The organism is Micromonospora alfalfae, assembly GCF_022230925.1.
GTDB classification, from domain to species: Bacteria; Actinomycetota; Actinomycetes; order Mycobacteriales; family Micromonosporaceae; genus Micromonospora; species Micromonospora alfalfae.
In genome coordinates this window covers 73,863-100,103 of record NZ_JAKKFH010000018.1, presented here as the reverse complement: position 1 = coordinate 100,103, position 26,241 = coordinate 73,863, and the positions used below count along the sequence as shown (strand labels likewise).

The window sequence follows — 26,241 nt, the reverse complement described above, 5'->3', positions numbered from 1 at the left end:
ATCTAGGCCGGTGGCCCGGCCGGCACTGATCCGACGCTGACCGGCTGCTGATCACCGCCGGGCAGGCTCGGTGCGGTACGACGGCGACGGGCCACCGCCCTCGCCGGCACTGCTCACCAGGAAGGTTCCCCGTGGACCCCAAGATCAACGGATTCGACTACCGACGCGTCACAGTCGCCGACGGCGTGACGCTCAACGCCGCAGTGGGCGGTTCCGGGCCGGCCATCGTGCTGTTGCACGGCTTTCCGCAGACCCACCTCATGTGGCGGCACGTGGCCGCCGATCTGGCCGCCGACCACACGGTCATCTGCCCCGACCTGCGCGGCTACGGCGACAGCGCCAAGCCCCTCGACACCGACGGCACCGGGTACGCCAAGCGCACCATGGCCGCCGACATCGTGGCGCTGGCCGGCGCGCTCGGTCACGATCGGTTCGCGTTGGCAGGGCACGACCGGGGCGCCCTGGTCGCGTTCCGCGCCGGCCTCGACCATCCGGCGGCGATCAGTCACCTGGCCCTGCTCGACGTGCTGCCCACGCTGGACATGTGGGACGTGCTGCACGGCGCCAGCGCCGCTGTGGCGTTTCACCTCTACCTGATGGCGCAGCCGCCCGGCCTGCCCGAAGAGCTGATCGCCGGCAGCCCGGACGCCTTCTTCGGTCACTTCCTGGACGTCTGGACCCGTGATCCGGAGGCCCTGCCGGCGGAGGTGCGGGCCGTGTACCTGCGCGCGTCCCGCGACGCCGTTCCCTCGATCGTCGCCGACTATCGGGCGTCCGCCGGGATCGACGTCACTCACGACGCCGCCGACCGGACGGCCGGCAACCAGCTGCGGATGCCGGTGACGGTGCTCCAGCAGGACTGGGGCGCGGCGCTGGGCTACGACGCGGCGGCGGTGTGGCGGGCCTGGGCGCCGGACCTGGACCACCAGACGGTCACCTGCGGACACTTCATGGCGGAGGAGGCCCCGGCCGAGGTGCTCCGGGCGCTACGCGCCCTGCTCGCCCGTTGATCGATCGGCGACCCGGCCCAACCCGCTCACCCTGTGCAAGATATCCGACACTCGGCGTCATGGGGCGGCAGTGCGGGCCGGGTCGCCGCGCTTCACCGCCCCGGTGTCCAAAACCAGCCAGTAACGGGCTCTGACCTGCGGGAACGCGACGTTGCACCAGGTGGACGGCAACCGGTCATCGGTGCTACACAGGCAGATACCGGCAGCCAACGACGTCGTGTCGCTCCATCTTCTCGCCCAACGACCGTCCACAGGCAACGCACCACCGGGCTTGGCCGCACGAACCGCGCCTCGACGTCGCGACCCACCGAACGGCACTGGTCCACCGAGCGCTGCCGGACGCCGGTCCTCGACCAAGGAGTTGCCGTGGGAACCCTACGAATCCGATCCCGTCACCAGCCGTACGAGATCGCTGTCCTGGCCGCAGCACCGCTCTGCGGCATCCTGATGATGACCCTCGATGTCCGGCCGACGTCAGTTCAGGTGTCGATGCCGGCGCCCATCCAGGTCGCCTGGGAGCTGGGTCTGATCGCTGTGGGCGTGGGTGGATTACTGGGCATCCTGTGGCCCGGCCGGCTCTCCACCGGGCTCGGCCTCGAACTCGCGTCGGTGCTGGTGCTCGGCACGATCACCGGCATGTACGCGGTAGCCGTGTTGGTCATGGCAGGCCGAAATTCCCTCGTCGCCACGTCGTTCGTGATAGCGGTGACCGTCGGGTCACTCTGGCGGGCCACGCAGATCGCCATCGACCTTCGTCGCCTGGCCCGTGCGTGCGAATTTGTGACCTACGAACAGTTGCAGGCAGGTGTCACGTGATTACCGCACCCGCGCCAACCGCACCGCACTGGGTGCAGGTGGCGCTCAGCGTGCTCGGCATCCTCGGCGGAGGCACCGGCCTGGCCGCGATCGCCACCGTCGTGGTGCAGCGGGGCAAGTTCAAGGCCGATGCCGCCGACACGCTCACCGAGGCCGCCCTCACGCTCGTGCAGCCGTTGCAGACCCGGATCACCCAGTTGGAGGGCGAGGCGTTCAGCGCCCGGTCCGAGCTGGGCACGCTCCGCGAACAGGTCAACCAGCTGCAGTTCGTGGTCCGGGTGCTCACCCGGACGCTGGACCGCTGGCGCACCGCGATCCGCGCCCCCGACGCCACACTGCGCAAGGTCCGGATGACTGTGGCGGAGTCCGACCGGATCCCCGAAATGGACCATTGACGGAAGTGGTGTCCCGCCACGGCCCGACTCACGGCCGGCCGGCTCAGCCGGCACCACGAAGGCGTTCGGTGAGTTCGCGCACCGCCGCCCGGAACTCGGGGTCGGTCTCGCCCGGATGGTGCCCCCGCAGCGGCGGCGCGGACCGCTCCCCCGGTGCCGCCAGCAGGTGCGCCGGGTCCCGCAACCGCCGGTCGACCTGCCCGGCCGGATCGGCCGGATCGGGGGCCGGATCGCCGGGGCGGTGTGCGGCGAAGACCCAGCCGCCGACCGGGTCGGTGTCCCGCCAGAGGTTGATCCACCGCCACTCGACCCGCTCCCCCACCTCGCGCAGCACCTTCTCGTTGAGGTAGGCCGGAAAGAGCCGGGCATACAGCCGGTCCAGCGGTGACCCGTAGGTGAGCAGTGCGACCCGTTGACGTACCCGCGGGGGCAGCCGCAGCACCGCGAGGGCGAGCAGCGCCGACCCGTGGCTGTGCCCACAGAGCAACACCCCGTCGTGCCGTTCGGCCAGTTGGCTGATCCGGTCGGCCAGTTCCGGCACCGCCCGGTCGGCGTAGCTCGGCGGGGCGAACGGGTGCGCGGCCCGGGGCCAGAAGGTGCCCAGGTCCCACAGGATGCCGACGTGCCGGCGAAACCACGCGGTCCGGTAGGCGAACACGCCACCTGCCAACAGCGTGAGCAGCAACGCGGCGAGCAGGTAGCTGCCCCAGTTGAGCCCCATCTGGACGGCGCCGGCCGGCAGCCCGAGCAACTGCCGGGTCAACTCCTCCGGTTCGCGACCGGTACTCCCCACCAGACTCGTGATCACTCCGACCACCGCGAGCGCCGCGTACGTGGCCGCCAGCAGACCCAACCACTCGGTGAACCGCGCCCGGGCGATGGTCTTCGTCGTCAGCCGTAGCCGGCCGACCGCCTCCGGTGGCACTACCGGGAAGTCACGGGCGGTGATCGCCGCCGCCGCACGCCGCCGACGCCGCCGCGACACCACTGACATCGCGCCGCAGAGCAGCACCGCCGCGACCACGTGCAGGAAGAAGGCCAGCAGCGTCCAGCGGTACGGCAGCGGTGGCCCACCGTCACCACGGTAGCCACCGAGCAACTCCCCCGTCTGGTAGACGAGGCCGGCGGAGAGCGCGCCGGTCAGGCCGACCGCGAGGGCGGCGAGGACCGCCGCGCCCAGGCCACCAGGCAGCGCGGCCCGGCCGCCCACCCGGCCGTGGTGCCCCAACACCACCCCGCTGAGCAGCGCCAGCAGGACCATCTGGCCGAGCAGCGCCCCGCCGGCGATCCCGCCGTAGCCGGGAAGTCCGCCCGCCGACGACCAGTCCCGCCGGTCGCTTGCCACTGTGATGAGGGTCGCCACGCTCAGGACGGCCGCCACCACACCCGCTGTGCGGGCGGTCCAGGTGGCAGTTCGCGCGGTAGCCGCCCGGTCGATCATCCCCGGAGTGGCGAGCAGACCGACGCAGGCCAGCAACACCGCCGCGCTGAGCGCCAGCAGCAGCGTCGTGGAGAACGTCGCGCCGGTGGCGCGACGGGCCGTGAGCAGCACGACATTGAGTACGGCGAGCGCCGCGGCCACGTGGATCGCGCGCAGTCGATGCACCAGCGGCTCCACCGCCCACAGTGGGTTGTCGGCCGGACCTGGCCGCCGGGTGCCGAGGAGGCGCAGGACCGCTATGGCGGCGATCGGCAGGAGCGCCAACACGGCCAGCCGCTGCCCGACGTGCCGGCCGTCGAGCCCGCCCATGGTGTCGAAGGGCGGGCGGCAGCGGGCCGCGCCGAGGCACCGCCAGGCGAGCAGGTCGAGGGCGACCCCGGCGATGGACACCACGTACAGCACTGTGAGGTTGAGCGCGAGGAGTCGACACAGCACGCTGACTGCGGCGGCGCGGCGGCGGCCGGTGGGGCGCATCCACACCGCCACGTTGCTCAGCATGAACGGCAGCAGGAAGACCATGGCGAGCGTCCGACCGACGGTGCCGGTGGGCAGATCACCCCAGCGGTACGCCTCAACCGTCACCCCGTCCGGACCCACGCCACCCGAGCGGGCGGCCCGGTGGAAGCCCCCGCTGCCGTCGCCGGCGACCTGCCGAACCTGCGGCTGGTCGAGGATGACAGTGGGGTCCGCCCCGGAGACGCCGTGCACCCGCAACTCCACAACGTCATGTCGTCGCTGTTGGTCGGCGTGTCGCGGTCTCTGCTCCGGCATCGGGGCAGCTATCCGGATCGCCGTTGGTCGGGCTGGTCGCTCTCCGCGGACTCGCCGATGAACCGCCACAGTCCCGGCATCGCGTCGAGGAGGACGATCAGCAGCAACACTCCGGCGACGACGGCGCTGCTGACGAGCTGCGAAAACCGTACGCTGGCCAGCCCGCCCACGATGATGGCCGGCACGCCGACCAGGCGCGCCCAGGGCCGGCTGCCGTCGACAAGCGCCGCGAGCCGGATCCGGGCGGTCAGGAACAGCGCGGGGCCGATGACGCCAACCGCCAACCGCCCCGAGTCGCGTTCGCCCGGATCGTCGATCGTCATGGCGACACCTGGAAACCGCCGTTGAGGCTGGGATCGTCGAGCAGGGCCCGCGACAACCGGGTCAGCGCGAAGATGAACGCCAGGTCGAAGAAGAGCTCCAGGAACGACGCCTTGTGCGGACTCTCCCGCCGTTGCAGCAACCGTTCCGCAAGCCCGTTCGCCATCGCCATCCTTCCGGGCCCGCAGCGGCCACCGCCGACCCAGTCGTACCACCTGCACGACCGGGTACGGGCGGGTTCCGGCGAGCCCGACCATCCGGGTCAGCGGCCCGTGGTGACTGTCCGCTCGGAGATCAGGTCGGACGCCACGCTCCAGAGCCGCTCGGCGTTGCCGGTGTCGACCGCGTACGCGGCCACGCCGCTGTAGTCAGCGGGTCGCTCGGTGACGACCGGGGCCTCCGTGCAGTCCTCGAAGTAGCGACCGCCGACGCCGTCGAGCAGCGGGGATGCCGCGAGCAGCACCGAGGTGGCGGCGCCCTGTTGCGGGGTCTTGTGCATCTCCTTGGGCGACTTGAGCCCACCGGTGTGCTTCTGCAACCCGGTGGCGATCGCGCCCGGGTTGAGCGCGTTGGCGTAGATTCCCTCGCCGGCCCAGCGGCGGGTGGCCTCCACGGCGAGCAGGGCCTCGGCGCTCTTGGACTGCCCGTAGGCCAGCAGCGGGTCGTATGGCCGGAACGCGAAGTGCAGGTCGTCGAAGATCACCGGGGAGAAGAGGTTGCCGCTGGAGCTGACCGACACCACCCGGGCGCCGCCGGCCGCGGCGAGGGCGTCGTGCAGGCCGACGGTCAACGCGAAGTGCCCCATGAAGTTGGTGGCGAACTGCATCTCCCAGCCCTCGGCGGTGCGCTCCAACTCGGGCAACGCCATGATCCCCGCGTTGTTGACGAGGATGTGCAGCGGCTGGTCCCAGCCGGCGACGAACTGGCGTACCGAATCCTGGTTGGCCAGGTCCAGGGCGCGGACGGTGACCCGCTCCGCGCCGATGCTGGCCGCGATGTCGGCGGCGGCCTGCTCACCCGCCGCGACCCGACGGACCCCGAGCACGACCTCGGCGCCGGCGGCGGCGAGCGAACGGGCCGTCTCGATGCCGATACCGGCGGCACCGCCGGTGATGACGGCCCGCTTGCCGGTCAGGTCGACCCCGGCGATGACCTCGTCGGCGGTCGAGGCGAAACCGAAGGGGGTGGTGATGCGCTCTGTCATTGCTGTCCCGTCTCTCGATCACGCTTACCCCGACACTGTCACCCCCGTGGCAGCTGCTAGCCGGTTCCCTGCTTTTCCTGGTAGTGGCAGGACCAGGCAGGGCGGTCGGTGGTGGCTCCTACGATGGGCGGGTGAGCACGGCTGGCCCGCTGGGCGAATACCTGCGTGCCCGGCGCGAGCTGATCGGGCCGGGTGACGTCGGCCTGCCCGCGCACGGCCGTCGGCGGGTGCCCGGCCTGCGGCGCGAGGAGGCCGCCCTGCTCGCCGGCATCAGCGCCGACTACTACCTGCGGTTGGAGCAGGGGCGTGACCGGCACCCGTCAACACAGGTGGTCGAGGCGCTGGCCCGCGCGTTGAGGCTGGACACGGACGCCGCGGCACACCTGCACGGTCTGGCCCGGCCGGTGCCTTCCCGCCGGGCGGCGCGACCATCGGAGCGGGTGCCGGTGGGCATCAGGCAGTTGGTCGGCTCCTGGGCCGAGACGCCCGCCTTCGTGCACGGTCGACACCTGGACGTGCTCTTCGCCAACACCGCCGCTACCGCACTCTCGCCGATCTTCAGCGCCGGGGTGAACCTGCTGCGCGCGGTCTTCCTGGACCCGAGCGTGCCGGCGCTCTACCCGGCTCTGACGGCCGTCGCGGCAAACGCGGTGGCCGGCCTGCGCGCACAGGTCGGCCCCGAGGTGGACGACCCCCGCCTGATCGAGCTGGTGGAGGAGCTGACGGCCGGCAGCGAACGGTTTCGACGGTTGTGGGCCCGGCACGACGTCACGGCCCGTGCGGGCGGCGGAGTGCGGGTGTTCCAGCACCCGGAGCTGGGCGAGCTGGCGCTGCGCTACGAGAAGCTCACGATCAGCGGCACCACCCAATCGCTGGTGGTCTACCACGCCGAGCCGGGCAGCCCGTCGGCGCGCTCGCTGGCCCGGCTGGCCCGACGGGCAGCACGCTAGCGTCGCCGGCTCCCCGACCCGGGGCCGGCTACCGGTTGGCCGCCCGCTCGGCGACCACCACCGAGATCCCGTCGAGGACGCGTTGCAGACCGAACTCGAACGCGTACTCCGGGCCGTACGCGGCACCGTGCTGCTGGCCGGCCGCGGTGCCGACCCGGGACGCGGTCGGGTAGGCGCCGGGCTTCAGGAAGGTCTCCAGCCAGGGCGCGTGCGACTGCCACCACTGACCCTCGGTCATGCCGGTCTCGCGCTCCAGGTCGACCACTTCGGAGGCGGCCCGGGCGGCGCTCTTCACATGACCCAGCACGAGGGTGAGCACCGCGTCGACCTCGACGTCGGTGAGCCCGATTTCGACGATCGCGGCGAGCTCGTAGTCGTACTTGGCCATCAGGTGCGGGCCGAGCACCGGTCGGGTCGTCTCGGCCCGCAGCATCCAGGGATGCCGCTGGTAGAGCGCCAGATTGTCGCGGGCGATCCGTTCCAGCCTGGTCCGCCAGTCGCCCTCGACGGCGGGGCGCGGCATCTCGCCGTACGCGGTGTCGATCATGACGGCGACGAGTTCGGCCTTGCCCGGCACGTAGGTGTAGACGGACATCGTGCCGACCCCCAGCGCCTCACCGACCCGGCGCATGGTCAGCGCGTCGAGCCCTTCCGCGTCGGCGATGTCGACAGCGACCCGGACGATCCGGTCGACGCTGAGCGCCGGACCGGCGCTGCGGCTGGTCGGCTCCCGGGTGCGCCAGAGAAGGGCCAGGCTGCGGGCCGGGTCCGCGGTCGCCTTGCGCTCACTAGCCATGGTGCGGCCATCCTAACAACGCAGCCGTACGCAGTACGCCCGCACGGCCGGCGGGCTGCTCCCCGGTCCCCGCGCGCTGTCAGAGCGCCTCGCTGTCGTCGGACAGCGTCGGACCGGCGGCGGCGGGCACCAGGTGTCGGACCTCCGGCTCCCCGTCGGTCAGCTCCCGGGCCCGTTGCTCGGCCGCGCGGTCCTCACCGGTCAACCGGCCACCGTGCTGGCGCAGGTGCTCGTCCCAGGACGGCACCAGGTACACCTCGACGAACCGGTCCACCGTCTCGGCCGGGCGGAACAGCCCCCAGCGCATCGCGCCGGTCCGCTGCCGCGCGCCACGCACCAGGTCCATCGCCGCCAGGAACCGTTGGGCCCGCTCCGGCCGGACTGTGTACTGCACAGTCACCAGCACCGGCCCCACCCCAGGGTCCGGCTCGCGCGCCAGGTGCAGTTGCGGCCAGTACGCCGCCGGTTCCCGGTTCACCGACCGCAGGTCCGGCAGCGGCCAGATCCGACTCGTCAGGGTGCCGATCAGCATCAGCACCGCCGCCACCAGGTACGCGGGGACGAGCCCGGCCATCTCGGCCACCAACCCCCAGAGCAGCGCGCCGACCGCCTGGCCACCGGCGAAGCACACCTGGTAGACGGCAAGGCCCCGGGCCCGTACCCAACTGGGCAGGAAGAGCTGCATCTCGGCGTTGACATTGGCCAGCACCGTCACCCAGGCCATCCCGGCGGGCAGCAGGGCGAGTAGCACCAGCGGCACGGCCCGCACGGTGCCGACCACTGTCAGCGCCACTGTGAACAGCGCCCCGGCGATCAGCAGGAGCTGGTTGGCCGACAGCCGGGTGCGGATCACCGCCAGCAGCACGCCACCCGCGATGGCGCCCACACCGAGAGCGGCCAGCAGCACCCCGTACCCGCCGGAGCCCAGCCCCAGCCGCCGACTCGCCACCAACGGCAGCAACGCCCACAGCGCGCTGGCCGGGACCACGAAGACCAGCGCACGGCGCAACAGGCGGCGAACGGTCGGCGAGTGGCGTACGTAGCGGCTGCCGGCGCGCAATGCGGCGGTGAACCGCTCGGGCACCTCGACCGCGCGGGCGTTGCCGGGCCGCCAGCGCCACAGCGCGTACGCGAAGATCCCGAAGGCGACCGCGTTGATGCCGAAGACCGGCGCGACGCCGGTCCGGGCGATCAGCACACCGGCCACCGCGGGCCCGACCGCCCTCGCCACGTTCACGCTGATCGAACCCAACGCGGACGCCGACCGCAGTTGCTCCTGCGGCACCAGCTCCGGGATCACCGCCGCCCAGGCCGGCAGGGTCAGCGCCTGCCCGACCCCGAACGCGAAGGTGAGGGTCAGCAGCAGTGCCGGCGGCATCCGGCCGGTCAGCGTGAGCAGCGTCAACGCCACCGCCACCGCCACCAGGAACAGCTGCACGGCGATCAGCAGGTGCCGGCGGTCGAAGCTGTCGGCCAGCACCCCGGCGGGCAACGCCAGCAGCAGCACCGGCAGCAGACTGGCGGTCTGCACCAACGCGACAAGTGTGGAGGCGTTGGAATGGTTGATCAGCAGCCACTGCGCGCCGACGGTCTGCATCCAGGTGCCGATGTTGGCGGCGAGCAGGGCCAGCCACAGGTTGCGGTAGACCGCCGTCCGCAGCGGCGCCCAGGCCGAGGCCGGACGGTCGGCGGGTCCGGCTGCGGCAGTCACCACCGCCCATCCGCGCGCAGCACGCGCTCACCGGAGACGTAGAGGTCGTCGGGTTCGAGCAGCAGCAGTCGGACGACCTCGGTGGCGACCTGTTCGGGCATGGCGTACACCTCGTCCAGGAACTCGGCGCCCACCCGTTCCTGTAGCCGCGTCGGCATCGGCCCGGGATGCAGCTGCATCACCTTCACCCGGTTGCTGTGCTGGGCCTCGGCCAGCGAATCGACAAGACTGTTGCCGTAGCTCTTGGTGGCCCGGTAGACGGGGATGCCGGGCCGGGGGGCGGCCAGCGCCAGCGCGCCGATGTAGACGACGTTGCCGTGACCCTGCCGGTGCAGGTGCTGCACCGCCTCCCGCAGCAGGTACGTGATGCCCAGAACGTTGATCTCCACGGCCCGGCGGATGTGTTCCACCGACAGGTCCCCCAGGTCGCCGCCCGCCCACATGGAGGCGCAGGCCGCCACCCCGTCGATCGCGCCGTAGCGCTCGACCACCTCGGCGAAGGAGTCGCGGACCTGCTCGTAGGAGGAGATGTCGCAGACGGCGCCGTCGCAACCCAGCTCGTCGGTCACGGCGGCGACCTCGGCCGGCACGTTGCCGAACACCACCACCTGATGCTCGTCGACGAGCAGTCGGGCCACCGCGAGGCCGAGACCGCTGGTCCCGCCGACCACCACGAAGGTTCTGGCACCCATGTCTCTCCAGCCGCCGCCAGCACAGGTCACGCGGGGCGCGTGACGGCGCGTTCTTCCCGTTTCCGGACCCCGCACACCCGTTCGCCGGTAGTGCTGGGCATACCCCGAAGAGTGGATCTGGACGGCTGGGGCACCCGGTCGCTCCCGATTAGCGTCTGCTGCATGACCACGGAACACCCTTCGCACCTGGCCGAGGTGCTACGCCGCCGCCGCTGGCTGGTCTCCGCGTGGCCCTGGCGCGCGCTGGCCTACCTGGTGACCACGGTGCCGATCGCCGGTGTGCTCGGCGTCGGGCTGCTCGTCATCGGCGCACCCCTGTTGGCCGCCGCCAACTCGCTGCGCCTGCACGGTCGACCGCCGAGCATCGCGCTGCTGCTGTTCCTGGCGATCGGCAGCCTCACCCTGCTGGCGTTGGCCCCGATCGTGAGCTTCCCGGTGGCCGCCATCGAGCGGTGGCGGGTCCGGCTCGTCGACAACCGTCCACTGCCCTCGTCGCCGTGGCCGGGCCTGACCGCCCGCTACCGCAGCGCCGCCACCTGGCGGGAGGTGGCGTACCTGTTCTGGCTGGGCGGGTTCACGCCGGTCGCGTACTGGGTGTTCCTGGTGCTGGTGCTGCTCGACCTCGGGATGATCTCCAGCCCCTGGCTGGCCGGCGACGCCAACCAGCCGGTGGTGATCTGGCAGCCGATCGACAGCACCGGCGAAGCCATTCCGTACGCGATCGTGGGGGTGCTGCTGATCCCGGTTCTCTGGTACGCCATCGGTCTGCTCGCCGCCGTCCAGGCAGCCGTGGCCCGGTGGTTGCTGGCCCACCCGGTGGACGCTGCGGCTCTGCGCGAGGTCACCCGTTCCCGCACCCGACTGGTCGGCGCCTACGAGGCCGAACGCCGCCGCATCGAGCGCGACCTGCACGACGGCGCGCAGCCCCGGCTGACCAGCCTCACCCTTCAGCTGGGGCTGGCCCGGCTGGACGTACCCGAGGACTCCCCCGCCTCCCGACCACTCGCCGTGGCGCACGACCAGGCCCGGGGTCTGATGGTGATGCTGCGGCAGTTGGTGCACGGCATCCGACCGCAGAGCCTCACGGACCTCGGCCTGGCCGGCGCCGTCCGCGAGCTGGCCGACGCCGCCACCATCCCGGTCACCGTGCACGCCGACCTGCACGACGAGCTGCCGGAGATAGTGGAGACGACCGCCTACTTCGTGGTCTCCGAGGCGCTGGGCAACGTGGCCCGGCACGCCCGGGCGACCCGCGCCGACGTACGCCTCACCCGGGCCGGCGGTGACCTCGTCGTCGAGGTGACCGACGACGGTCACGGCGGCGCCGACCCGGCCCGGGGCAGCGGCCTGACCGGGCTCGCCGACCGGGTCGCTGCCGTGGACGGCCGGCTACTGCTGTCCAGCCCGCCCGGCGGGCCTACAGTGGTCCGGGTGGAGCTGCCATGTCGTCGGTGACGCGGGTGGTGCTCGCCGAGGACGAGGTGCTGCTGCGGGAGGGTCTGGTCGCGCTGCTGACCCGCTTCGACTTCACCGTGTGCGCGGCCGTCGGCTCCGCACCGGACCTGCTGGCGGCGGCCCGCGACCACCAACCGGACCTGGTGCTGACCGACATTCGGATGCCGCCGGGCCGCCGCGACGACGGGCTGCGCGCGGCGGTCACGCTGCGCGCCGAGCGACAGGACCTCCCGGTCGTGGTGCTCAGCCAGTACGTGCAGACCGGGTACGCGGCGGCGCTGCTGGACAGCGGCGACGGCCAGCGTGTCGGCTACCTGCTCAAGGACCGGGTCGCCGAGGTCACCGAGTTCGTCGACACGCTGCGCCGGGTCGCGGGCGGCGGCACCGCCATCGACCCGGACGTGGTCCGGCAGCTTCTGCACCGCCCCCGCGACCCGCTCGCCGCGCTGTCCGCCCGGGAACGCGAGGTGTTGGCGCTGCTCGCCGAGGGGCGGTCCAACGCGTCGATCGCCGGTCGGTTGCACGTCAGCGAGGCAGCGGTCGGCAAGCACGTCGGCAACATCCTGCTGAAGCTCGACCTGCCCCCCAGCGACGACACCAACCGGCGGGTGCTCGCGGTCCTCACCTACCTGCGCGCCGACCCGGTGACCTGACCGGCGCTGGGCCGAGATCGGGCCCGGCCGCCCCCGGCGTAGATTCTTCTCAGCGGTACGGCGCCAGGTCAGGGCGCCGACCATCCAGACGGGGGCACGGCATGGCGAAGGCGTTGCGGGTTGGTCTGCTGGGGTACGGGCTGGCGGGCCGGGTGTTCCACGCGCCGCTGATCGCCGCGACTCCCGGGCTGCGGCTCGACGCCATCGTGACCCGTGATCCGCAGCGACGCGAGCAGGCGCGACAGCACTTCCCGGACGCCCGCCTGGTCGACGACGCCGACGAGTTGTGGCGTACCCCGGATGCCCTGGACCTGGTCGTGGTGGCGACGCCGAACCGGCAGCACGTGCCGATGGCGCGCGCGGCGCTCGCCGCCGGCCTGCCTGTCGTCGTCGACAAGCCCCTCTCCCCGACCGCCGCGGAGGGCCGCGTGCTGATCGACGAGGCGACCGAGCGCGGGGTGCCGCTGACGGTCTTCCAGAACCGGCGCTGGGACGGCGACTTCCTGACCGTCCGCCGCCTGGTCGAGCAGGGCGATTTGGGGCAGGTGCTGCGCTTCGAGTCGAGGTTCGAGCGGTTCCGTCCGACGATCAAGCCGGGCTGGCGGGAGCTCGCCGGTCCGGAGGAGGCCGGCGGTGCCCTCTTCGACCTCGGCGCCCACCTCGTCGACCAGGCGGTGCAGCTGTTCGGCCCTGTCGAGCGGGTCTACGCGGAGGTGGACCGTCGCCGCGCGGGCGCGGCCGTCGACGACGACGCCTTCGTGGCGTTGACCCACGCCAACGGGGTCCACTCGCATCTGTGGATGGGCGCGGTGACAGCTCAGCTCGGGCCGCGCCTGCGGGTGCTGGGCGACCGGGCCGGCTACACCAGCTACGGGCTGGACGTGCAGGAGGCGGCGCTGCACGACGGTGGCCGACCGGACCAGCCGGGCTGGGGCGAGGTCCCGCCGGACCGCTACGGCCTGCTCGGCGTCGACGGTGACCTGCGGCCGGTGCCGACCGAACCCGGCGCGTACCAGAGCTTCTACGCCCAGGTGGCGGCTGCGCTGCGCGACGGCGCGCCGATGCCGGTGGACCCACGGGACTCCGTCCACACTGTCGAGTTGATCGAGCTGGCCCACCGGTCGGCGGCCGAGGGCGTGGTGCTGCCGGTCCCGACCGCCTGAGCGGTTCGCACGTCCCGCCACCCGGGCTCCTGACGCGTACGCGAAAACCAGTGGAGCGGCGCCGCCGTGCGCCGTTACCGTGCTGCGCAACCAGGTCGTCTAGGCAAGGACGTGCCGTTGTACACCCTGTGAGACCTCCCGAGAGCTGATCTGTCGCGCGTCGCGCCTGTGCGCCGCGCTCCTTTTTGCTGCGGACTTTCTCACTGAAACCGGTGTACCTCTGTGCTCATTCATTGGGCCGTCGTGCCCACCTGCCTGCCCATCGTTCGCCGCCGTTGCCACGCGTGCGCTTCCCGATGCCTTCGGGCGAGCGGCAAGTTCCGGGTCAACGCCAACCACAAGCTCATCGACGTCTGGCTTCTCGTGCTCTGCACCGAGTGCGGGGAGACGGCGAAGCTCACCGTTCTGGAACGGATGACGGTGCGCACCATCCCACCCGAGCTGCTGGACCGGCTCCACGCCAACGATCGCGGCCTGATCGCCGAACTGCTTCAGGATCCGGACGTCCAGCACCGCAACCGATTCGCCCTGGACTGGGACGACGCCTGGCGTCTCGACACCGGCGGATCGGATCACCTGGACCTCGACGTGATCGACGTCGCGGTCCGCAACGCGGCGCGGATCCCGGTCCGGCCGACCCGACTGATCGCTGACGGTTTCGGTCTGTCACGGGGCGAAGTCGGTCGACTGATCACGGAGGGGAAGGTGGTTTCGGCGGTCCGGATGAGCGGGAAGCTCTCCGGCGACTTCGCCTTCACGCTCAAGCGCTGACCCGCCCGGTGGGGGCCTGTCCGGCACGACGCCGGGCAGGCCCTGGGCAGTTCCTTTAGTGACCAGCACGTTGATCGATTCGGTTTCCGTGAAGACGGGGTGTCAGACCGCCTCCAACACCGCAATTTCACCGAAGTCGAGTGGATCACGCGTGCTGTCCGGTTCGGGCCTTCTTAGTCCGCATTCCGCTCGGAGCGGGCCTCGTCCGGCGCCCGGGCGTCGTCGTCGGTCAACGCGTCATCCGAGGAGGCGGCGAGGTCGGCGAGCCGCCGCTCGGCCTCCCGGATCTCCTCGTCGAGCTTCGGGTTATCCTCGTCGGGACCCTGCGACATGGGGACCTCCATCGGGCGCGACCGGCGGACCTCCGGGTACCCCGCCTGAGGTCGGAGACACGGCGACCCGCCGCAATCCCGTGATCAAGTGATGAAAAAAAGCTCAATCCGCTGCCCGGGACCTACTTTTCATCACTTGATCACTTGATCACTTGATGAGTAGTTGAGCCGGCCCACCAGGAACTAATCCTCATCATGTGATCAGACGCTGCCCCGCCGTCATGCTGCAGAAGAGATGACCTGCGAGCTGACTTCAGCCGAGTTGGTAAGTGGCTACCGAGCGCCGGGCCGGTCGGCGGCGCGCCGGGCTGGAGCCCGGGAGCGTTGCCGACCCGGCCCGGTGCCGGATCAGCGCTGCTTTAGCTCGCGCCAGGATGGGTGGGTGCCGCGCCAGGCGTCGGCGAGGATGGCCGCCGAGGCCCGGCTTGGGCACTGCTGCACCCGCTCACGACCCGACGCCCCACCGATCTGGGCGCGGACCTCCCAACCCTGCCCGTCAGTACGGATGTACACGTCCCGGCGCCCGCGCGGGGTCGTGTCTCCGTTCCACCAGTGCTCCTCCACCTTCATTCGCCGACCGTATAGCAATTCCCGCGCCGAGGGTACGGCGCAGGTATGCCCGGACCGGGGCAAGGGCGACAATCCCGGCGCATTTCGGGCCAACCGTTGACGGTTCGAAACCATAACGGGCGGTTCTCCCGCTCCTGACTTGCGAATCAGGAACCCCGCCCCACTCTGCACCCTCCCCGCAACTCCCATCCCCAGCCGATGTCGAGACGGGGCGGGAGGTCAGGTTTGGGTTGTCAGGAGGTAGTCGTCGGCTTCGGGGCTCCAGCGCAGCTCCAGTACGCCGGCGGTGGCGGCGGCCTTGCAGAACTGAAGGAAGCTGCGGTAGCCGAGCTTCTTCTCGCTGAAGTCGGGGCGGGCCCGGCGTACCTGGTTCTTCAGCCCGGACAACGCGACCGGGTTGCCGCCGCTACCGAGGTCCGCCACGACGCCCCGGAGCAGGCCGAAGGCCACCTCCCGGTCGCCGTGCTCGGGCAGTGAGACCTCGGGGTCACCCTTCGCCGGACCCTCGGCCAACTCGATCACGTTGCGCTCGGCGAGGTGGCGCAGCAGCTCGCCGAAGGTGCGGAAGCCGTAGTCGGACTCGCTGAAGGTCGGGTCCTTGCGCAGCAGGGTCCGCTTGAGCCGGGAGGCGGTGACCTCACCGTTGGCGCTGCCCTGCAACCCGGCGACGGACTGCGCGACGAGCACGGCGAGCGCGTCCACGTCCCGGTCGGGCTCCGCCTCCTGCTGTCGACGGTCCACCTCCTGCTCCGGCTCGGGTGGGCGTTGCTCCGCGCCGGCCTGCCGGGTGGTAGGACGGGCGCGCCGGCCACGGGCCGGCGGGATGTCCACGCCCTCCAGCCGGTCGTAGTAGAGGAACTCGTCGCACGCCGGGGGAAGCAGCCCTGAGGTGGACCCCTCGACCCCGACGCCGATGACCCGCTTGTTCAGCTCGCGCAGCTTGTGCACCAGCGGGGTGAAGTCGCTGTCACCACTACAGATCACGAAGGTGGAGATGTAGTCGCGTTCGAATGCCAACTCGATCGCGTCGACCGCCATCTTGATGTCCGCGGCGTTCTTACGGGACGCGCCCATCCGCTGCGGGATCTCGATCAGCTCGACGTGGGACCGGGTGAGCATCCGGCGGTCCTCGTCGAAGTAGGACCAGTCGGCGTACGCCCGGCGGACCACCACCCGACCTCGTTCGGCCAGCGCGTCGGCGATGGGCCGGAAGTCGAAGGCCGCGCCGCCGCGATGGTCGCGCGCGCCCAACGCGAGGTTCTCGTAGTCGAGGAAGAGGGCAATCCGGTCTTCTTGATCCACGCGGATCAGCCTACGCCGGGCGCGAGCTGGTCGGGGCGGGCGACGCGCGACACCTCAACTCGACGACCGTCCATTTCTTGCGGCCTGACAGTCGTTTATTTTCGTTGTTCGATAGGCGTCTTGCAGTGCCCTGTTTAGTGCTGCATCATGACGATCAATGTCGGGCGTCGGGGGAACGCCGGGCGGACCTCCACCACCACCCACCCAGGAGGGTCACCGATGTTTCGCAGCCTCACGCCGGCGCGGGGACGCCCCGGCCGGCCCGGCGGCACCGCCGTCGCGCTCGCTGCCGGTCTCGCCGTACTGGTCGCCGGGCCCACAGTGGCCGCCGCCAGTCCACAGGCGTCCGCCGGCGCGCAGCCCGTGGTCACCCGGGCCGCCCTCGATCCGGCGCTGGTCGCCGGACGCGGCGCGGACGTCGACTTCCTCGAGCAGGAAGCGGAGAACGCCCGCACCAACGGCGAGATCATCGGGCCCGACCGGACCGCCTACACGTTGCCCGCGGAGGCTTCCGGCCGCCGGGCGGTCCGGCTCACCCCCGGGGAGTACGTGGAGTTCGTCCTGCCCAGCGCGGCGAACGGGATCACCGTCCGCTACAGCATCCCGGACGCGCCGCAGGGCGGTGGAATCACCGCGCCGCTGCGGGTCGCCGTCAACGGCAAACACCTGCGCACCATGACGCTCACGTCGCAGTACTCGTGGCTCTACAACCAGTACCCGTTCACCAACGACCCCCAGGCCGGGCTGCTGCACCCGGACTGGTGGATCACCGAGTGCCAGTGCGTGCCGTCGGCCACCACCCCGTACCCGAGCATCGACAAGCCGTTCCGGCCCACCCACTTCTACGACGAGCAGCGGCTGCTGCTCGGACGTACCTACCGGGCCGGCGACAAGGTCCGGCTCACCGCGCCGCCCGGTAGCGCCGCCGCCTGGACCGTCATCGACCTGCTCGACTCCGAGTTGGTAGCGCCGCCGCACGTCCGGCTGCTCGCCGCGAACGTGCTCGCGTTCGGCGCCGACCCCACCGGCCGGCGGGACTCCGCCGCCGCACTGGACCGGGCCATCGCGTTCGCTCGGCGCGCCCACCTGAAGGTCTACATCCCGCCGGGCACCTACCAGGTGAACCGGCACATCATCGTCGACGACGTGACCATCGAGGGCGCCGGCAACTGGTACACCACCATCAAGGGCCGCGAGGTCGCCCTGCCGACTCCCGCGCCGGACGGCTCGGTACACACCGGAGTCGGGTTCTACGGTCGGGACGCCGCCGACGGCGGCAGCCGCAACGTGCACCTCTCCGGCTTCGCCATCGAGGGCGACGTGCGGGAGCGCATCGACACCGACCAGGTCAACGCGATCGGCGGGGCGATGAGCGACTCCACCATCGACGGGCTCCACCTGCGCCACACCAAGGCGGGCCTGTGGTTCGACGGCCCGATGCGCAACGTCCGGGTCACCAACAACATCATCGTCGACCAGATCGCCGACGCGCTCAACTTCCACACCGGCGTGACCGACTCCCTCGTGGCGCACAACTTCGTCCGCAACACCGGCGACGACGGCCTGGCGATGTGGTCGGAGAAGACGGCCAACGCGCGGAACACGTTCGACCACAACACCGTGCAGTCACCGACCCTGGCCAACGGCATCGCCATCTACGGCGGCACCGACACCACCGTCTCGCACAACCTGGTCGCCGACCCGGTACGCGAGGGCAGTGCCCTGCACGCCGGGGCCCGCTTCGGCGCGGAGCCGTTCACCGGGCACCTGCGGTTCACCAACAACACCACCGCCCGCGCCGGCACGTACGAGCTGAACTGGAACATCGGGCTGGGCGCGATCTGGGTCTTCGCCCTGGATCGCAGCATCGAGGCGCCCATCGAAGTGACCGGCGACGCGTACCTCGACAACACGTACAACGCGATCATGCTGGTCAGCGACTGGCCGGTGAAGGATCTCTACTCGATCTCCGATGCCCGGTTCCGGGACGTCCGGGTCGACGGCACCGGCACCTCGGTGGTCAGCGCCCGCGCGGCCGGGTCCGCCTCGTTCGCCAACGTGGACGCCCGCAACGTTGGCGCGGTCGGCGTCAACAACTGCGGATCGTTCCACTTCACCCCGGCCGGTTCCGAGTTCACGGTGACCGACCTGGGCGGTAACGACGGCGGGTGGCTCGCGCCGTGGTTGCTGCCCAACACCATCACCTGCGACGACCGGCCGCCCGTGTCGCCGCCCCCGCCTCCGACGCAGTGGTGACAGCGGTGGGCGGCCCGATCGCTCGGGCCGCCCACCGCGTACAGATCAGCGCGTCCTGGCGTACGCCAGCGGCACGGCCGTGGACTGACCGTCCCATCTGCCACTCAGCGTGCCGCCGGCCGGCCCGTCCGCCCCGGGTCCCGGCCGGCGCACGACGACCAGTTCGACGGTGTCGGTCTCGATGAGCGTGCGGTCCTCGTCGACCACCCGTCGCACCGCGCCGACGGCCGGCACCTGGGCGTCGGCAACGCCGTCGACGACGACGGTCACTGTCGGCTCACGCACCTCGCGCCGGCCGTCGACCTCGAAGTACTGCTCGGCCTGGCCGCCGCCGGTGAGGATCGCGTGGGCGAGCGCGGCGGCGTACACCGGGTCGACGCAGCCGTCGTACACCCAGCGTCGGCCGAGCACCGAGTGCTCGGTGGTGCCGACCAGCCAGCCGTCGGCACCGTCGAGGGGCGCGGCACGGTAGGTGAGCGGGACATGGTGGACCGGCCCGTCGCCGGCGGCGACCAGGATCGTCTCGATGCCGACCTCGCCGGCCGGGTCGTCGAAGCGGTAGGCGCCCCGACTCACCACCTCGACGCCGGTCGGTCCGGCGAACCACTGTCGGTCGGGCAGCCAGGCCGTCAGCAGGTCCAGTTTCGTGGGGTGCAGGGTCGCCCTGTGCAGCAGTGCCATGACGGCAGCCTAGTCAGAGGCCCGCGCACTGTTGCCCGCCGATGGTGCAGCTCTCCGGTTCCCGGGCCTTCGGCCGGCTGTCGCGGACGTCGAAGCTGATCGTCTGGGACCCCCCGGCCGCCAGGGCGCCCCCGGTGAAGGTGATCACCCGCCTGTCCTGTCGCCAGTTCGCGCCGTCGACGTCGTCGACGGTGGTGCCTTCGGCGAGGGTGACCACCACAGCCCAGTCCGCCACCGGTGCGCCGCCGGGGTTGCCGACCACGATCTCGCCGGTGTAGCCGAACAGTCGGTCGGATTCGGTCTTGTAGCGGGCCGTGACGGGCGCCGGTGGCGGAGGTGGCGCAGCCGACGCGGGCGTCCGCGAGGGCTTCGCCGACGGGGTCCGGCTCGGCCGGGTGGTCGCCGATGCGGTGGCCCGGGAGCCACGCGCCGAGGGGGTCGCCGTGGGCGCGACTGTGGTCCTGGCCGCCGCCACGGTCGGTGACGGGGTCGCGGTCGGCGCGGGCGCGGCGGTCGGCTTCGAGTCGGGCGGCAACGTCACCCATGCCGCGGTCCCCGCCACCAGTACCGCCCCGGCGACCACGGCGACCAGCGTCCGACGCCGACGAGGGTTACGGCCGGCCTTGCCGCGTACGCCGATCAGCGGCAGTTCCGCTGTCATCCCACCGTCGGCCCGGCGCAGGTCGACCTGCTGGAAGGCGAGCCAGTCGAGGATGGCCGGCAGCCGAACCGTCAGCGCCTGCCGGAGCTGTTGCTCGCGCGGCTCGTGCTGCTCGGCGGACCACGCGCCGTGCGTGCTGACCTCCCGTAGCTCCAGCCGGCAGCCCTGCTTCGTCGTCGTCACCGTGCAGGTCAGCTCGCTGAGCCGACCGGCCTCGTCACAGGCCAGCACGAGCAGGTCCGGCTCCTGCCGCTCGGTCACCTCGACCTCGACGTTGGCCTCGAAGCCGGGCAGACCAGCGGTGTGCAGCAGCATCCGGTCCGGTACGCCCTCGACCATCTCGGCCTCGGCGAACCACCGGCCGAGCAACTCCCGATCGGTCAGAGCGCGCCAGACCCGCTCAGCCGGGTGGGACAGGTCGACCTGGGCACCGATCTCGATCACGGCGAGACTCTAACGGGTTGCCCGACCGGCCTGTCCCGCCCGCCCGAGCCGGTTGCCGGCGTCCTGGTCAGCCCCAGCGGCTGGATCGCTCGACCACTGTGGCCAGCGCGGCCCGGGCGTCGGCGCTCACCTCGGCGACCACCTGCGCCGCCGACACGTCCCGGGCCAGCGGGTGCGCCTGCCCGGCCCACAGGTTGGCCACCGATGCGTCCGCGTCGCGCCGGGCGGCGGCGAGCAGGGGACGGGTCAGGTGCAGCACCTGGGGGTAACCACTCGGTGCCACAGCGTCGTGCTGGCGCAGGAAGTCGTTCGCCACGCCACGGGCCCGCTTACCGGTGAACGCCCGGGTCAACGCGGTCGGCGCGGTACTGGCCACCGCCGCCCGGTGCATCGGCGAACTGCCCGCCTCCGGGCAGCGCAGGAAGGCCGTGCCGAGTTGCGCGGCGGCGGCGCCGGCAGCCAGCACGGCGGCCACCGAGGGGCCGTCGACGAGGCCACCCGCGGCCACCAACGGCCGGTCACAGCGGGCGGCGGCCAGCCGAAGCAGCGGCAGCAACCCGTAGTCGTCGTCGTCCGGCAGGCCGCCGCGATGCCCACCGGCCTCGGTGCCCTGTACCACCACCGCGTCCACACCCAGGTTGGCGGCGGCGGTCGCGGCGTCCGGGCGGGTGACGGTGGCCCACACCTCGGTGCCCCGCTCGCGCAGGGCGGTCACCGCCGCCCGGTCGGGCAGCCCGAACACGAAGGACACGACCGGGACCGGGTCCGCGAGCAGCGCGGCCAGCTTCTCCGGGTACGCGTCGTCGCCGCCCACCGGCTCGCCCAGGCGCTCGCCGCGCTGCGCGGCCTGCGGGGCGAGCCGTTCGGCGTACGCCCTGATGGCGGCCTCGTCGACGCCGCCGGGGTCGGGCAGGAAGAGGTTCACACCGAACGGCCGATCGGTACGCGCACGGACGTCGGCGACGTCGGCGAGCAGTCGGCCGGTGTCGATCATCCCGGCGGCGAGGAAGCCCAGCCCACCCGCTGCGGACACGGCGGCCACCAGCGCGGGCGTGGACGGGCCACCAGCCATCGGGGCGGCGATGATCGGGTGGCGCAACGTGGACAGGACGGACATCCCCCCATCCTGCCGCAGGCCCGGCCCGCTCACCGGCGCGCGGTGTGCCGCCACCGCAGCGCGCCTGCCAACCCGAGCAGGACCAGCAGTGTTCCCGCGCCGAGGGCCAACGGCCAGGTCCGACCGCTCCCTCCGCCGACCTGTCCGGCGGCCGGACGGACCGCAGTGGGCGACACCGGGTCGACGGACTCCGTGGCGGGCGCGGCGGTGACAGTGCTGGCAGTGGCCGGGTAGCGCAGGATCGTCGAACGGGTGCCGGCTGATTGACCGGCGGACTCGGAGACGGTGAGCAACGAACGACCGTCGCGACTGTAGGTGATCGACTCGCCCTGCGGCTCGTCCGGCAAGGGGGTGATCCGCGGCGTGCCGGTGGTCAACGCCCGGACCACGTCGCCGTCGGGCACGTCGTACTCGAAGGCGTCGGCGTAGCTGCGCAGCACCACCCGCCGTCCGTCCGGCGCGGTCGCCGCGCCAGTGATCACGCCGCGCCCCAGGAACGAGAACGGGTTGCTGGTAGTGGTCGAGGGCACTGTCACCTGGCCGAGCGCGGTCAGCGGCGTCGTCGCGTCCGGCCGTAGCGCTGTCGCCGGCGCGTACAGGAAGACAGTGCCACTGCCGCCCTTGGTGACGATCAGCGGCCGACCGGACGCGTCGAGCAGCAGCGCCTCGGCGTCGTGCGGACGGTCCGGGTAGGTCATCCGGTGCAGCACCGGCTGCTTCGCCCCTGGCGTGAGCCGCCACACCCCGACAGTCGGTCGGGAGCGGTCGTTGTCACCGATGTCGGCGACCCAGACGGTGCCGTCCCGGCCGATGGCCAGGTCCTCGGTGTCGCGGGGCCGGGACGGGAAGGAGACGGTGCGCACCACATCGCAGCGCTGGTCGAGGAAGAAGATCCGGCGGCGGGCCTCGTCGTCGGCCCCGTCGTTGATCACCACGTACCCGTCGTCGGTGGCGACCATCCCGGAGATCTCGCGCAGCCGGTCGTCGCGCACCTGGCAGACCGGCGTCCCCGCCGCCGCGCCCGCCGTGGCGGCGCCCGGCACCAGCGCCACTGCCGGCGGCACCAGGCCCGCGAGCAACGCGGTCACCACCGCACCCGCACGGGCACGCCGCCCCCAGGTCAACCGTCCGCGTACCCGCATCGCCCACCCTCCTCGTCGCGGCCGTGACCGGCCACCCGCCTATCCTGGCCGATCCCGGCCACGGCCGACGGTCAACGGGGGGACGCGCCGGAACCCCTGGTCGATGTACTGTCGCTCCGCCTGATCTTCAAGCCGGAGGGTGGACATGTCCGTGAGCGACACCGCGCCGGCCACCCGGTTCGGACGGCGGCTGCTGCGCCGCCTCGGCCGCCCGGCCGATGGCGCCGCCGTCGCGTGGGTGCCGCTCGCCGCGGTCGTCTGCGGCCTCTTCACCGGCGCACTGGCCAGCCGGGCCGCCTGGGAGACGTCCCGACCGCAACCCGACCGGGCCGAGGCCGCCGCCATCCTCACCGAGGTCTTTCCCGGCCACGACCTGGGCGAGATCGACACCCCACCGGCGCTCTTCGTCGTCTACGGGCACGCGCTGCGCCTGGGGACCGTCAAGACCCTGGTGTTCGGTGACGGCGGCGAGTATCAGGAGAGCGCCACCGGCGCCGGCGCCCTCGGCGCGCCGCCGGTGCCCGCCGAGCAGATCGTCTCAGTGGCCCGGGAGCGCCTGACGGGTGCCGGCTGGCGGGTGTACGAGCCGCAGGTGTCCGACCGGGTCAGCTGCGCGGACAAGGTGTGCGCCACCCCACGGGCGGTCACCGACACCGCGTTGACCGCCCGACGTGGCGACACCATCCTGAACGCCTCGATCTCCTCGCAGACAGCCGTCGACGCCAGCTACCTCTCGGTCGAGCTGCACCGCGCGCCACCGCCACTGGTGATCCCCGCCGGAATGCTCGGCACGGTGCTGGGCGCGGTGGCCGGCTGGCTGGTCTTCGGCTGGGCCAGCCGACGCACCGAGGGACGCCGTAGCCGCGGCACTGTGAACGGCCTGATCGGTGTGGCCACTGTGCTGTGGTGGCTGCCGGTGTTGCTGGCCGCACCGCAGTGGCTGCACCACCACCTCGGCGAGCCGCACCCGGCCTGGCACCCGTACTGGGAGTGGCTGGGCCAGCCGGCCGCCTCGCTGCTCTTCCTGGTCGGCGCGGTGTGCGTGCTGATGGCGCTGGGACTGGCCGCCGGTACCCGCCGGAACAGCGCGCCCGAGGCGACCGCCGACTGACCGCCGAGGGTTACCAGTCGGTGCGCAGACCGGTACGGTCCGAGATGTCCACTGTCGCGGCAGGCCCGGACGACGGCGCCCCTGCCGGGCCCCGGCACCGCCGGGCCGACCGGCCATGGAAGGGGCACAGGGTGCGGATCAGACCGGGATTGTGTGTCGCGGCGCTCGTCGCGGCGGGGCTGGCGGTCGGCACACCGGCCGCCGCCACACCGGCCGCCGTCCCGGTGGCCGAGGCCACCGTGGTGCCGATCCAGGTCACCGGCGACCCGGCGACGCGGTTCAACCTGGTGCTGCTGGGCGACGGTTACACAGCGGCCGACCTGCCCACCTTCCGAGCACACGTGGACCGTCACCTCAACACCCTGTGGACGATCGAGCCGTTCAAGTCCTACCGCAGCTACTTCAACGTCTACGCCGTCGAGATCGTCTCGGCGGAGTCCGGGGTGGACTGTGACCCTGGCCTGTCCGCCCCGCGGCGCGACACCGCGCTGGGCATGGGCTTCTGGGGTGGTTGCAACCCGGCGAGCGTGCAACGCCTGCTCACTGTCGACGGCACCGCCGCCAACGCGTACGCCGACCTGGCCGTCGGCACCAACCCCGGTAACCGCCAGCTGATCGCGCTCGCCAACAGCGGCACCTACGGTGGGGCCGGCGGCAGCAACGCCACCGCCTCCGGTGGCAACGCGCTCTCCGCGCTGATCAGCCCGCACGAGCTGGGGCACTCACTCGGTGGCTTGCAGGACGAGTACGACTACTACGGCCGTGGGGTGCCGGGCGACACCTACAGCGGGCCGGAACCGGACTCGGTGCACCACACGGTGCTGACCGAGCGGCAGATGCGCGACACCCGGGCCAAGTGGTGGCGCTGGCTGGGTGAGCCGAGCGAGGCGGGCGGAACGATAGGCCGCTACGAGGGCGGCCTGTACCTCCAGCGTGGGGTGTGGCGGCCGAGCCGGCACTCGATGATGAAGTCGCTGGGCTTCTACTTCGACCAGGTCGGCCGGGAGCGGATGACCGAACGGATCGCCGCCCGGGTCGGCATCGTGCAGGGCGGCACGGCCACCGATCAGGTGGTCGGCGCGGACCGGCTGCTCTGGGTGGACACCCTGCACCCGGTGAGCCACGCGCTGACCGTGACGTGGTCGGTGGACGGCAGAGCGGTGCCGCGTACCGACAACGCCCGCCATCTTGACCTGCGGAAACTACGGCTCTCCCCCGGCCGGCACACGGTGACCGCCACGGTGACCGACCCGACGGACTTCGTCCGCGACCCGGCGGTCCGCAGTTCACCGGCGCTGACCCAGACCCGCTCCTGGACCGTGGACACCGCGGTGCGTACCCCGGCGGTGGAGTCGCCGCTGGCGATCACCGCGTCCACAGCGACCGACCGGCCGGTCGGCGCGCACGACGTGGTGTACGTGCGGACCAGCCAGCCCACCGATCGGGCGCCACGCGTGCGCTGGACGCTCGATGGCCGACCGGTGGCTGACACCGGCACCGACCGGGACGTGGACCTGAGCGCCCTGCGCCTGTCGCGGGGCACCCACCGGCTGACCGCCCGCGTCAGCGAGCCGGGCACCGGAAGGGCGGTGACCCGCACCTGGACGGTCGACGCGACGCGGCCCGACGTGGCGTACGCCCTCTCCGAGCCACTGCTCACCACGACCCCGCCCGGCCGACCCACCGAGTACGTGTACAACGGCCCGTTCACCATGGGGTTGACCGGCACCGACGACGGCACCGGCCAGGTCACCTCGGAGTTCCGGCTCGACGGCGACGGATGGCACAACTACTACGGCTGGCCCACCGACGCCCGGTCCCCGTTCCTGTTCACCGCCACGGGCACCGACGTGGACGGTTTGGTCTACGGCAACCTCGGCTCGGGCGGCCTGTCAGTGTCCCCGTTCGCCGAGCGGTCTCCCGGGTACGGCCGGCACCGCGTCGAGTACCGGGGCATCGACGCCGTCGGCAACGTCGGGCCGGCCCGCGCGTTCGTGGCCACGCTGATCCCGCCACCACCGGCCTGCACCACAGTGGTCACCGGCCGGCACGCCGGCCCGCTGACCGTCGCCGCCGGTGTCACCTGCCTGCGCGCGGCCACCGTGACCGGCCCGGTCACCGTCGCGCCCGGCGCCGCACTGGTCGCCCAGGGCTCCTCGATCGCCGGAGACCTGACGGCGTCCCGCGCCACTGCCGTCGAGGTGCTGAACACCGAGGTACGCGGCGCGGTGACGCTGACCGCCACCAGCGACCACGTCACGATGGTGGGGTCCCGGGTGGCCGGGCCGCTGGCGCTGACCGGCACCGCATCGGCACCCATCCTCGCTGGCGGCGAGGTAAGCGCGTTGACCTGCTCGGTCGGCCCGACCCCTGTCGACCTGGGGGCACCCACCACGGTGCGGAATCCGGCAGCGGGCCACTGCCGTCGCGCCCTGCCGCCGGCGACATGACGATCAGAGCAGCGGGGCGGCGTGAG

General features: G+C 72.2%; 25 protein-coding genes. 11 read left to right on the top strand and 14 right to left on the bottom strand.

Going from position 1 to position 26,241, the window contains the following annotated elements:
* The first annotated feature begins 131 nt into the window (after nucleotides 1–131).
* The 3 genes from MED01_RS15675 to MED01_RS15665 all read left to right on the top strand — a co-directional run bounded on the left by MED01_RS15675 (nucleotide 132) and on the right by MED01_RS15665 (nucleotide 2,221).
* Entirely contained in the window at nucleotides 132–1,010 is an 879-nt protein-coding gene (locus MED01_RS15675; protein ID WP_238669304.1) for an alpha/beta fold hydrolase, read from the top strand.
* Nucleotides 1,011–1,376: 366 nt separating this feature from the next.
* Nucleotides 1,377–1,826: a hypothetical protein gene (locus MED01_RS15670; protein WP_238669303.1), complete on the top strand. Its 450-nt coding sequence runs from the start codon at nucleotides 1,377–1,379 to the stop codon at nucleotides 1,824–1,826.
* Complete coding sequence (locus MED01_RS15665; RefSeq protein WP_238669302.1) at nucleotides 1,823–2,221, top strand: hypothetical protein; 399 nt, start codon at nucleotides 1,823–1,825, stop codon at nucleotides 2,219–2,221. The genes MED01_RS15670 and MED01_RS15665 overlap by 4 nt, the downstream gene beginning before the upstream one ends.
* Before the next feature lie 43 nt (nucleotides 2,222–2,264).
* On the opposite strand, the gene MED01_RS15660 is transcribed toward MED01_RS15665, so the two are convergent.
* The 4 genes from MED01_RS15660 to MED01_RS15645 all read right to left on the bottom strand — a co-directional run bounded on the left by MED01_RS15660 (nucleotide 2,265) and on the right by MED01_RS15645 (nucleotide 5,958).
* Nucleotides 2,265–4,433: a hypothetical protein gene (locus MED01_RS15660; protein WP_238669301.1), complete on the bottom strand. Its 2,169-nt coding sequence runs from the start codon at nucleotides 4,431–4,433 to the stop codon at nucleotides 2,265–2,267.
* A gap of 8 nt (nucleotides 4,434–4,441) precedes the next feature.
* Nucleotides 4,442–4,756, bottom strand: a complete 315-nt coding sequence (locus MED01_RS15655) for a low temperature requirement protein A (protein ID WP_238669300.1) — start codon at nucleotides 4,754–4,756, stop codon at nucleotides 4,442–4,444.
* Nucleotides 4,753–4,920, bottom strand: coding sequence for a low temperature requirement protein A (locus MED01_RS15650; protein WP_238669299.1), 168 nt, complete (start codon nucleotides 4,918–4,920; stop codon nucleotides 4,753–4,755). Before MED01_RS15650 ends, MED01_RS15655 begins: the two co-directional genes overlap by 4 nt.
* A gap of 96 nt (nucleotides 4,921–5,016) precedes the next feature.
* Complete coding sequence (locus tag MED01_RS15645) at nucleotides 5,017–5,958, bottom strand: SDR family NAD(P)-dependent oxidoreductase (protein ID WP_238669298.1); 942 nt, start codon at nucleotides 5,956–5,958, stop codon at nucleotides 5,017–5,019.
* 131 nt (nucleotides 5,959–6,089) lie between these two features.
* Between MED01_RS15645 and MED01_RS15640 the strand changes: the two genes are divergently transcribed.
* The gene (locus MED01_RS15640; RefSeq protein WP_238669297.1) at nucleotides 6,090–6,908 is read left to right on the top strand and encodes a helix-turn-helix transcriptional regulator; all 819 of its coding nucleotides are present in this window, start codon (nucleotides 6,090–6,092) and stop codon (nucleotides 6,906–6,908) included.
* A gap of 28 nt (nucleotides 6,909–6,936) precedes the next feature.
* Here the strand turns inward: MED01_RS15640 and MED01_RS15635 are convergent, their stop codons facing one another.
* From MED01_RS15635 to MED01_RS15625, 3 genes are all read right to left on the bottom strand, one after another.
* Nucleotides 6,937–7,704: a TetR/AcrR family transcriptional regulator gene (locus MED01_RS15635; protein ID WP_238669296.1), complete on the bottom strand. Its 768-nt coding sequence runs from the start codon at nucleotides 7,702–7,704 to the stop codon at nucleotides 6,937–6,939.
* A 79-nt stretch (nucleotides 7,705–7,783) separates the two neighbouring features.
* On the bottom strand, nucleotides 7,784–9,418 hold the full coding sequence (locus tag MED01_RS15630) for an MFS transporter (protein WP_238669295.1): 1,635 nt from the start codon (nucleotides 9,416–9,418) through the stop codon (nucleotides 7,784–7,786).
* Nucleotides 9,412–10,107 carry an SDR family NAD(P)-dependent oxidoreductase gene (locus MED01_RS15625; protein WP_238669294.1) on the bottom strand — a complete coding sequence of 232 codons (696 nt, stop codon included), beginning with the start codon at nucleotides 10,105–10,107 and terminating at the stop codon, nucleotides 9,412–9,414. The genes MED01_RS15630 and MED01_RS15625 overlap by 7 nt, the downstream gene beginning before the upstream one ends.
* A 162-nt stretch (nucleotides 10,108–10,269) precedes the next feature.
* On the opposite strand from MED01_RS15625, the gene MED01_RS15620 reads away from it, so the two are divergent.
* From MED01_RS15620 to MED01_RS15605, 4 genes are all read left to right on the top strand, one after another.
* Complete coding sequence (locus MED01_RS15620; RefSeq protein ID WP_238669293.1) at nucleotides 10,270–11,562, top strand: sensor histidine kinase; 1,293 nt, start codon at nucleotides 10,270–10,272, stop codon at nucleotides 11,560–11,562.
* On the top strand, nucleotides 11,550–12,215 hold the full coding sequence (locus MED01_RS15615; protein WP_238669292.1) for a response regulator transcription factor: 666 nt from the start codon (nucleotides 11,550–11,552) through the stop codon (nucleotides 12,213–12,215). The genes MED01_RS15620 and MED01_RS15615 overlap by 13 nt, the downstream gene beginning before the upstream one ends.
* Nucleotides 12,216–12,316: 101 nt before the next feature.
* Nucleotides 12,317–13,378, top strand: a complete 1,062-nt coding sequence (locus MED01_RS15610) for a Gfo/Idh/MocA family oxidoreductase (RefSeq protein WP_238669291.1) — start codon at nucleotides 12,317–12,319, stop codon at nucleotides 13,376–13,378.
* A gap of 222 nt (nucleotides 13,379–13,600) precedes the next feature.
* Nucleotides 13,601–14,149, top strand: coding sequence for a DUF1062 domain-containing protein (locus tag MED01_RS15605; RefSeq protein WP_238669290.1), 549 nt, complete (start codon nucleotides 13,601–13,603; stop codon nucleotides 14,147–14,149).
* 173 nt (nucleotides 14,150–14,322) lie between these two features.
* On the opposite strand, the gene MED01_RS15600 is transcribed toward MED01_RS15605, so the two are convergent.
* The 3 genes from MED01_RS15600 to MED01_RS15590 all read right to left on the bottom strand — a co-directional run bounded on the left by MED01_RS15600 (nucleotide 14,323) and on the right by MED01_RS15590 (nucleotide 16,353).
* The gene (locus MED01_RS15600) at nucleotides 14,323–14,481 is read right to left on the bottom strand and encodes a hypothetical protein (protein WP_238669289.1); all 159 of its coding nucleotides are present in this window, start codon (nucleotides 14,479–14,481) and stop codon (nucleotides 14,323–14,325) included.
* Nucleotides 14,482–14,829: 348 nt separating this feature from the next.
* On the bottom strand, nucleotides 14,830–15,051 hold the full coding sequence (locus MED01_RS15595; RefSeq protein WP_030335934.1) for a hypothetical protein: 222 nt from the start codon (nucleotides 15,049–15,051) through the stop codon (nucleotides 14,830–14,832).
* A gap of 219 nt (nucleotides 15,052–15,270) precedes the next feature.
* Nucleotides 15,271–16,353, bottom strand: a complete 1,083-nt coding sequence (locus MED01_RS15590) for a PIN domain-containing protein (protein WP_238669288.1) — start codon at nucleotides 16,351–16,353, stop codon at nucleotides 15,271–15,273.
* Between the two features lie 219 nt (nucleotides 16,354–16,572).
* Between MED01_RS15590 and MED01_RS15585 the strand changes: the two genes are divergently transcribed.
* A complete protein-coding gene (locus MED01_RS15585) occupies nucleotides 16,573–18,609 on the top strand; it encodes a glycosyl hydrolase family 28-related protein (RefSeq protein ID WP_238669287.1) in 2,037 nt (678 codons plus the stop codon).
* A gap of 45 nt (nucleotides 18,610–18,654) precedes the next feature.
* On the opposite strand, the gene MED01_RS15580 is transcribed toward MED01_RS15585, so the two are convergent.
* The 4 genes from MED01_RS15580 to MED01_RS15565 all read right to left on the bottom strand — a co-directional run bounded on the left by MED01_RS15580 (nucleotide 18,655) and on the right by MED01_RS15565 (nucleotide 22,654).
* Entirely contained in the window at nucleotides 18,655–19,290 is a 636-nt protein-coding gene (locus tag MED01_RS15580) for a CG0192-related protein (protein ID WP_238669286.1), read from the bottom strand.
* Nucleotides 19,291–19,303: 13 nt separating this feature from the next.
* Nucleotides 19,304–20,395, bottom strand: a complete 1,092-nt coding sequence (locus tag MED01_RS15575) for an SRPBCC domain-containing protein (RefSeq protein ID WP_238669285.1) — start codon at nucleotides 20,393–20,395, stop codon at nucleotides 19,304–19,306.
* Between the two features lie 67 nt (nucleotides 20,396–20,462).
* Nucleotides 20,463–21,512: an NAD(P)H-dependent flavin oxidoreductase gene (locus MED01_RS15570; protein ID WP_238669284.1), complete on the bottom strand. Its 1,050-nt coding sequence runs from the start codon at nucleotides 21,510–21,512 to the stop codon at nucleotides 20,463–20,465.
* Nucleotides 21,513–21,541: 29 nt separating this feature from the next.
* Entirely contained in the window at nucleotides 21,542–22,654 is a 1,113-nt protein-coding gene (locus MED01_RS15565) for an NHL repeat-containing protein (protein WP_238669283.1), read from the bottom strand.
* A gap of 151 nt (nucleotides 22,655–22,805) precedes the next feature.
* Between MED01_RS15565 and MED01_RS15560 the strand changes: the two genes are divergently transcribed.
* Nucleotides 22,806–23,765: a hypothetical protein gene (locus MED01_RS15560; protein ID WP_238669282.1), complete on the top strand. Its 960-nt coding sequence runs from the start codon at nucleotides 22,806–22,808 to the stop codon at nucleotides 23,763–23,765.
* Between the two features lie 131 nt (nucleotides 23,766–23,896).
* Entirely contained in the window at nucleotides 23,897–26,215 is a 2,319-nt protein-coding gene (locus tag MED01_RS15555; protein WP_238669281.1) for a M64 family metallopeptidase, read from the top strand.
* Nucleotides 26,216–26,241: the final 26 nt, after the last annotated feature.

Bases quoted from the DNA above. Each gene is read 5' to 3' on its own strand.
- MED01_RS15570 (WP_238669284.1), bottom strand. From the start codon at position 21,512: ATGTCCGTCCTGTCCACGTTGCGCCACCCGATCATCGCCGCCCCGATG.
- MED01_RS15615 (WP_238669292.1), top strand. From the start codon at position 11,550: ATGTCGTCGGTGACGCGGGTGGTGCTCGCCGAGGACGAGGTGCTGCTG.
- MED01_RS15650 (WP_238669299.1), bottom strand. From the start codon at position 4,920: ATGGCGAACGGGCTTGCGGAACGGTTGCTGCAACGGCGGGAGAGTCCG.
- MED01_RS15655 (WP_238669300.1), bottom strand. From the start codon at position 4,756: ATGACGATCGACGATCCGGGCGAACGCGACTCGGGGCGGTTGGCGGTT.
- MED01_RS15595 (WP_030335934.1), bottom strand. From the start codon at position 15,051: ATGAAGGTGGAGGAGCACTGGTGGAACGGAGACACGACCCCGCGCGGG.
- MED01_RS15585 (WP_238669287.1), top strand. From the start codon at position 16,573: ATGTTTCGCAGCCTCACGCCGGCGCGGGGACGCCCCGGCCGGCCCGGC.
- MED01_RS15610 (WP_238669291.1), top strand. From the start codon at position 12,317: ATGGCGAAGGCGTTGCGGGTTGGTCTGCTGGGGTACGGGCTGGCGGGC.
- MED01_RS15620 (WP_238669293.1), top strand. From the start codon at position 10,270: ATGACCACGGAACACCCTTCGCACCTGGCCGAGGTGCTACGCCGCCGC.
- MED01_RS15565 (WP_238669283.1), bottom strand. From the start codon at position 22,654: ATGCGGGTACGCGGACGGTTGACCTGGGGGCGGCGTGCCCGTGCGGGT.
- MED01_RS15660 (WP_238669301.1), bottom strand. From the start codon at position 4,433: ATGCCGGAGCAGAGACCGCGACACGCCGACCAACAGCGACGACATGAC.
- MED01_RS15600 (WP_238669289.1), bottom strand. From the start codon at position 14,481: ATGTCGCAGGGTCCCGACGAGGATAACCCGAAGCTCGACGAGGAGATC.
- MED01_RS15625 (WP_238669294.1), bottom strand. From the start codon at position 10,107: ATGGGTGCCAGAACCTTCGTGGTGGTCGGCGGGACCAGCGGTCTCGGC.
- MED01_RS15580 (WP_238669286.1), bottom strand. From the start codon at position 19,290: ATGGCACTGCTGCACAGGGCGACCCTGCACCCCACGAAACTGGACCTG.
- MED01_RS15635 (WP_238669296.1), bottom strand. From the start codon at position 7,704: ATGGCTAGTGAGCGCAAGGCGACCGCGGACCCGGCCCGCAGCCTGGCC.
- MED01_RS15645 (WP_238669298.1), bottom strand. From the start codon at position 5,958: ATGACAGAGCGCATCACCACCCCCTTCGGTTTCGCCTCGACCGCCGAC.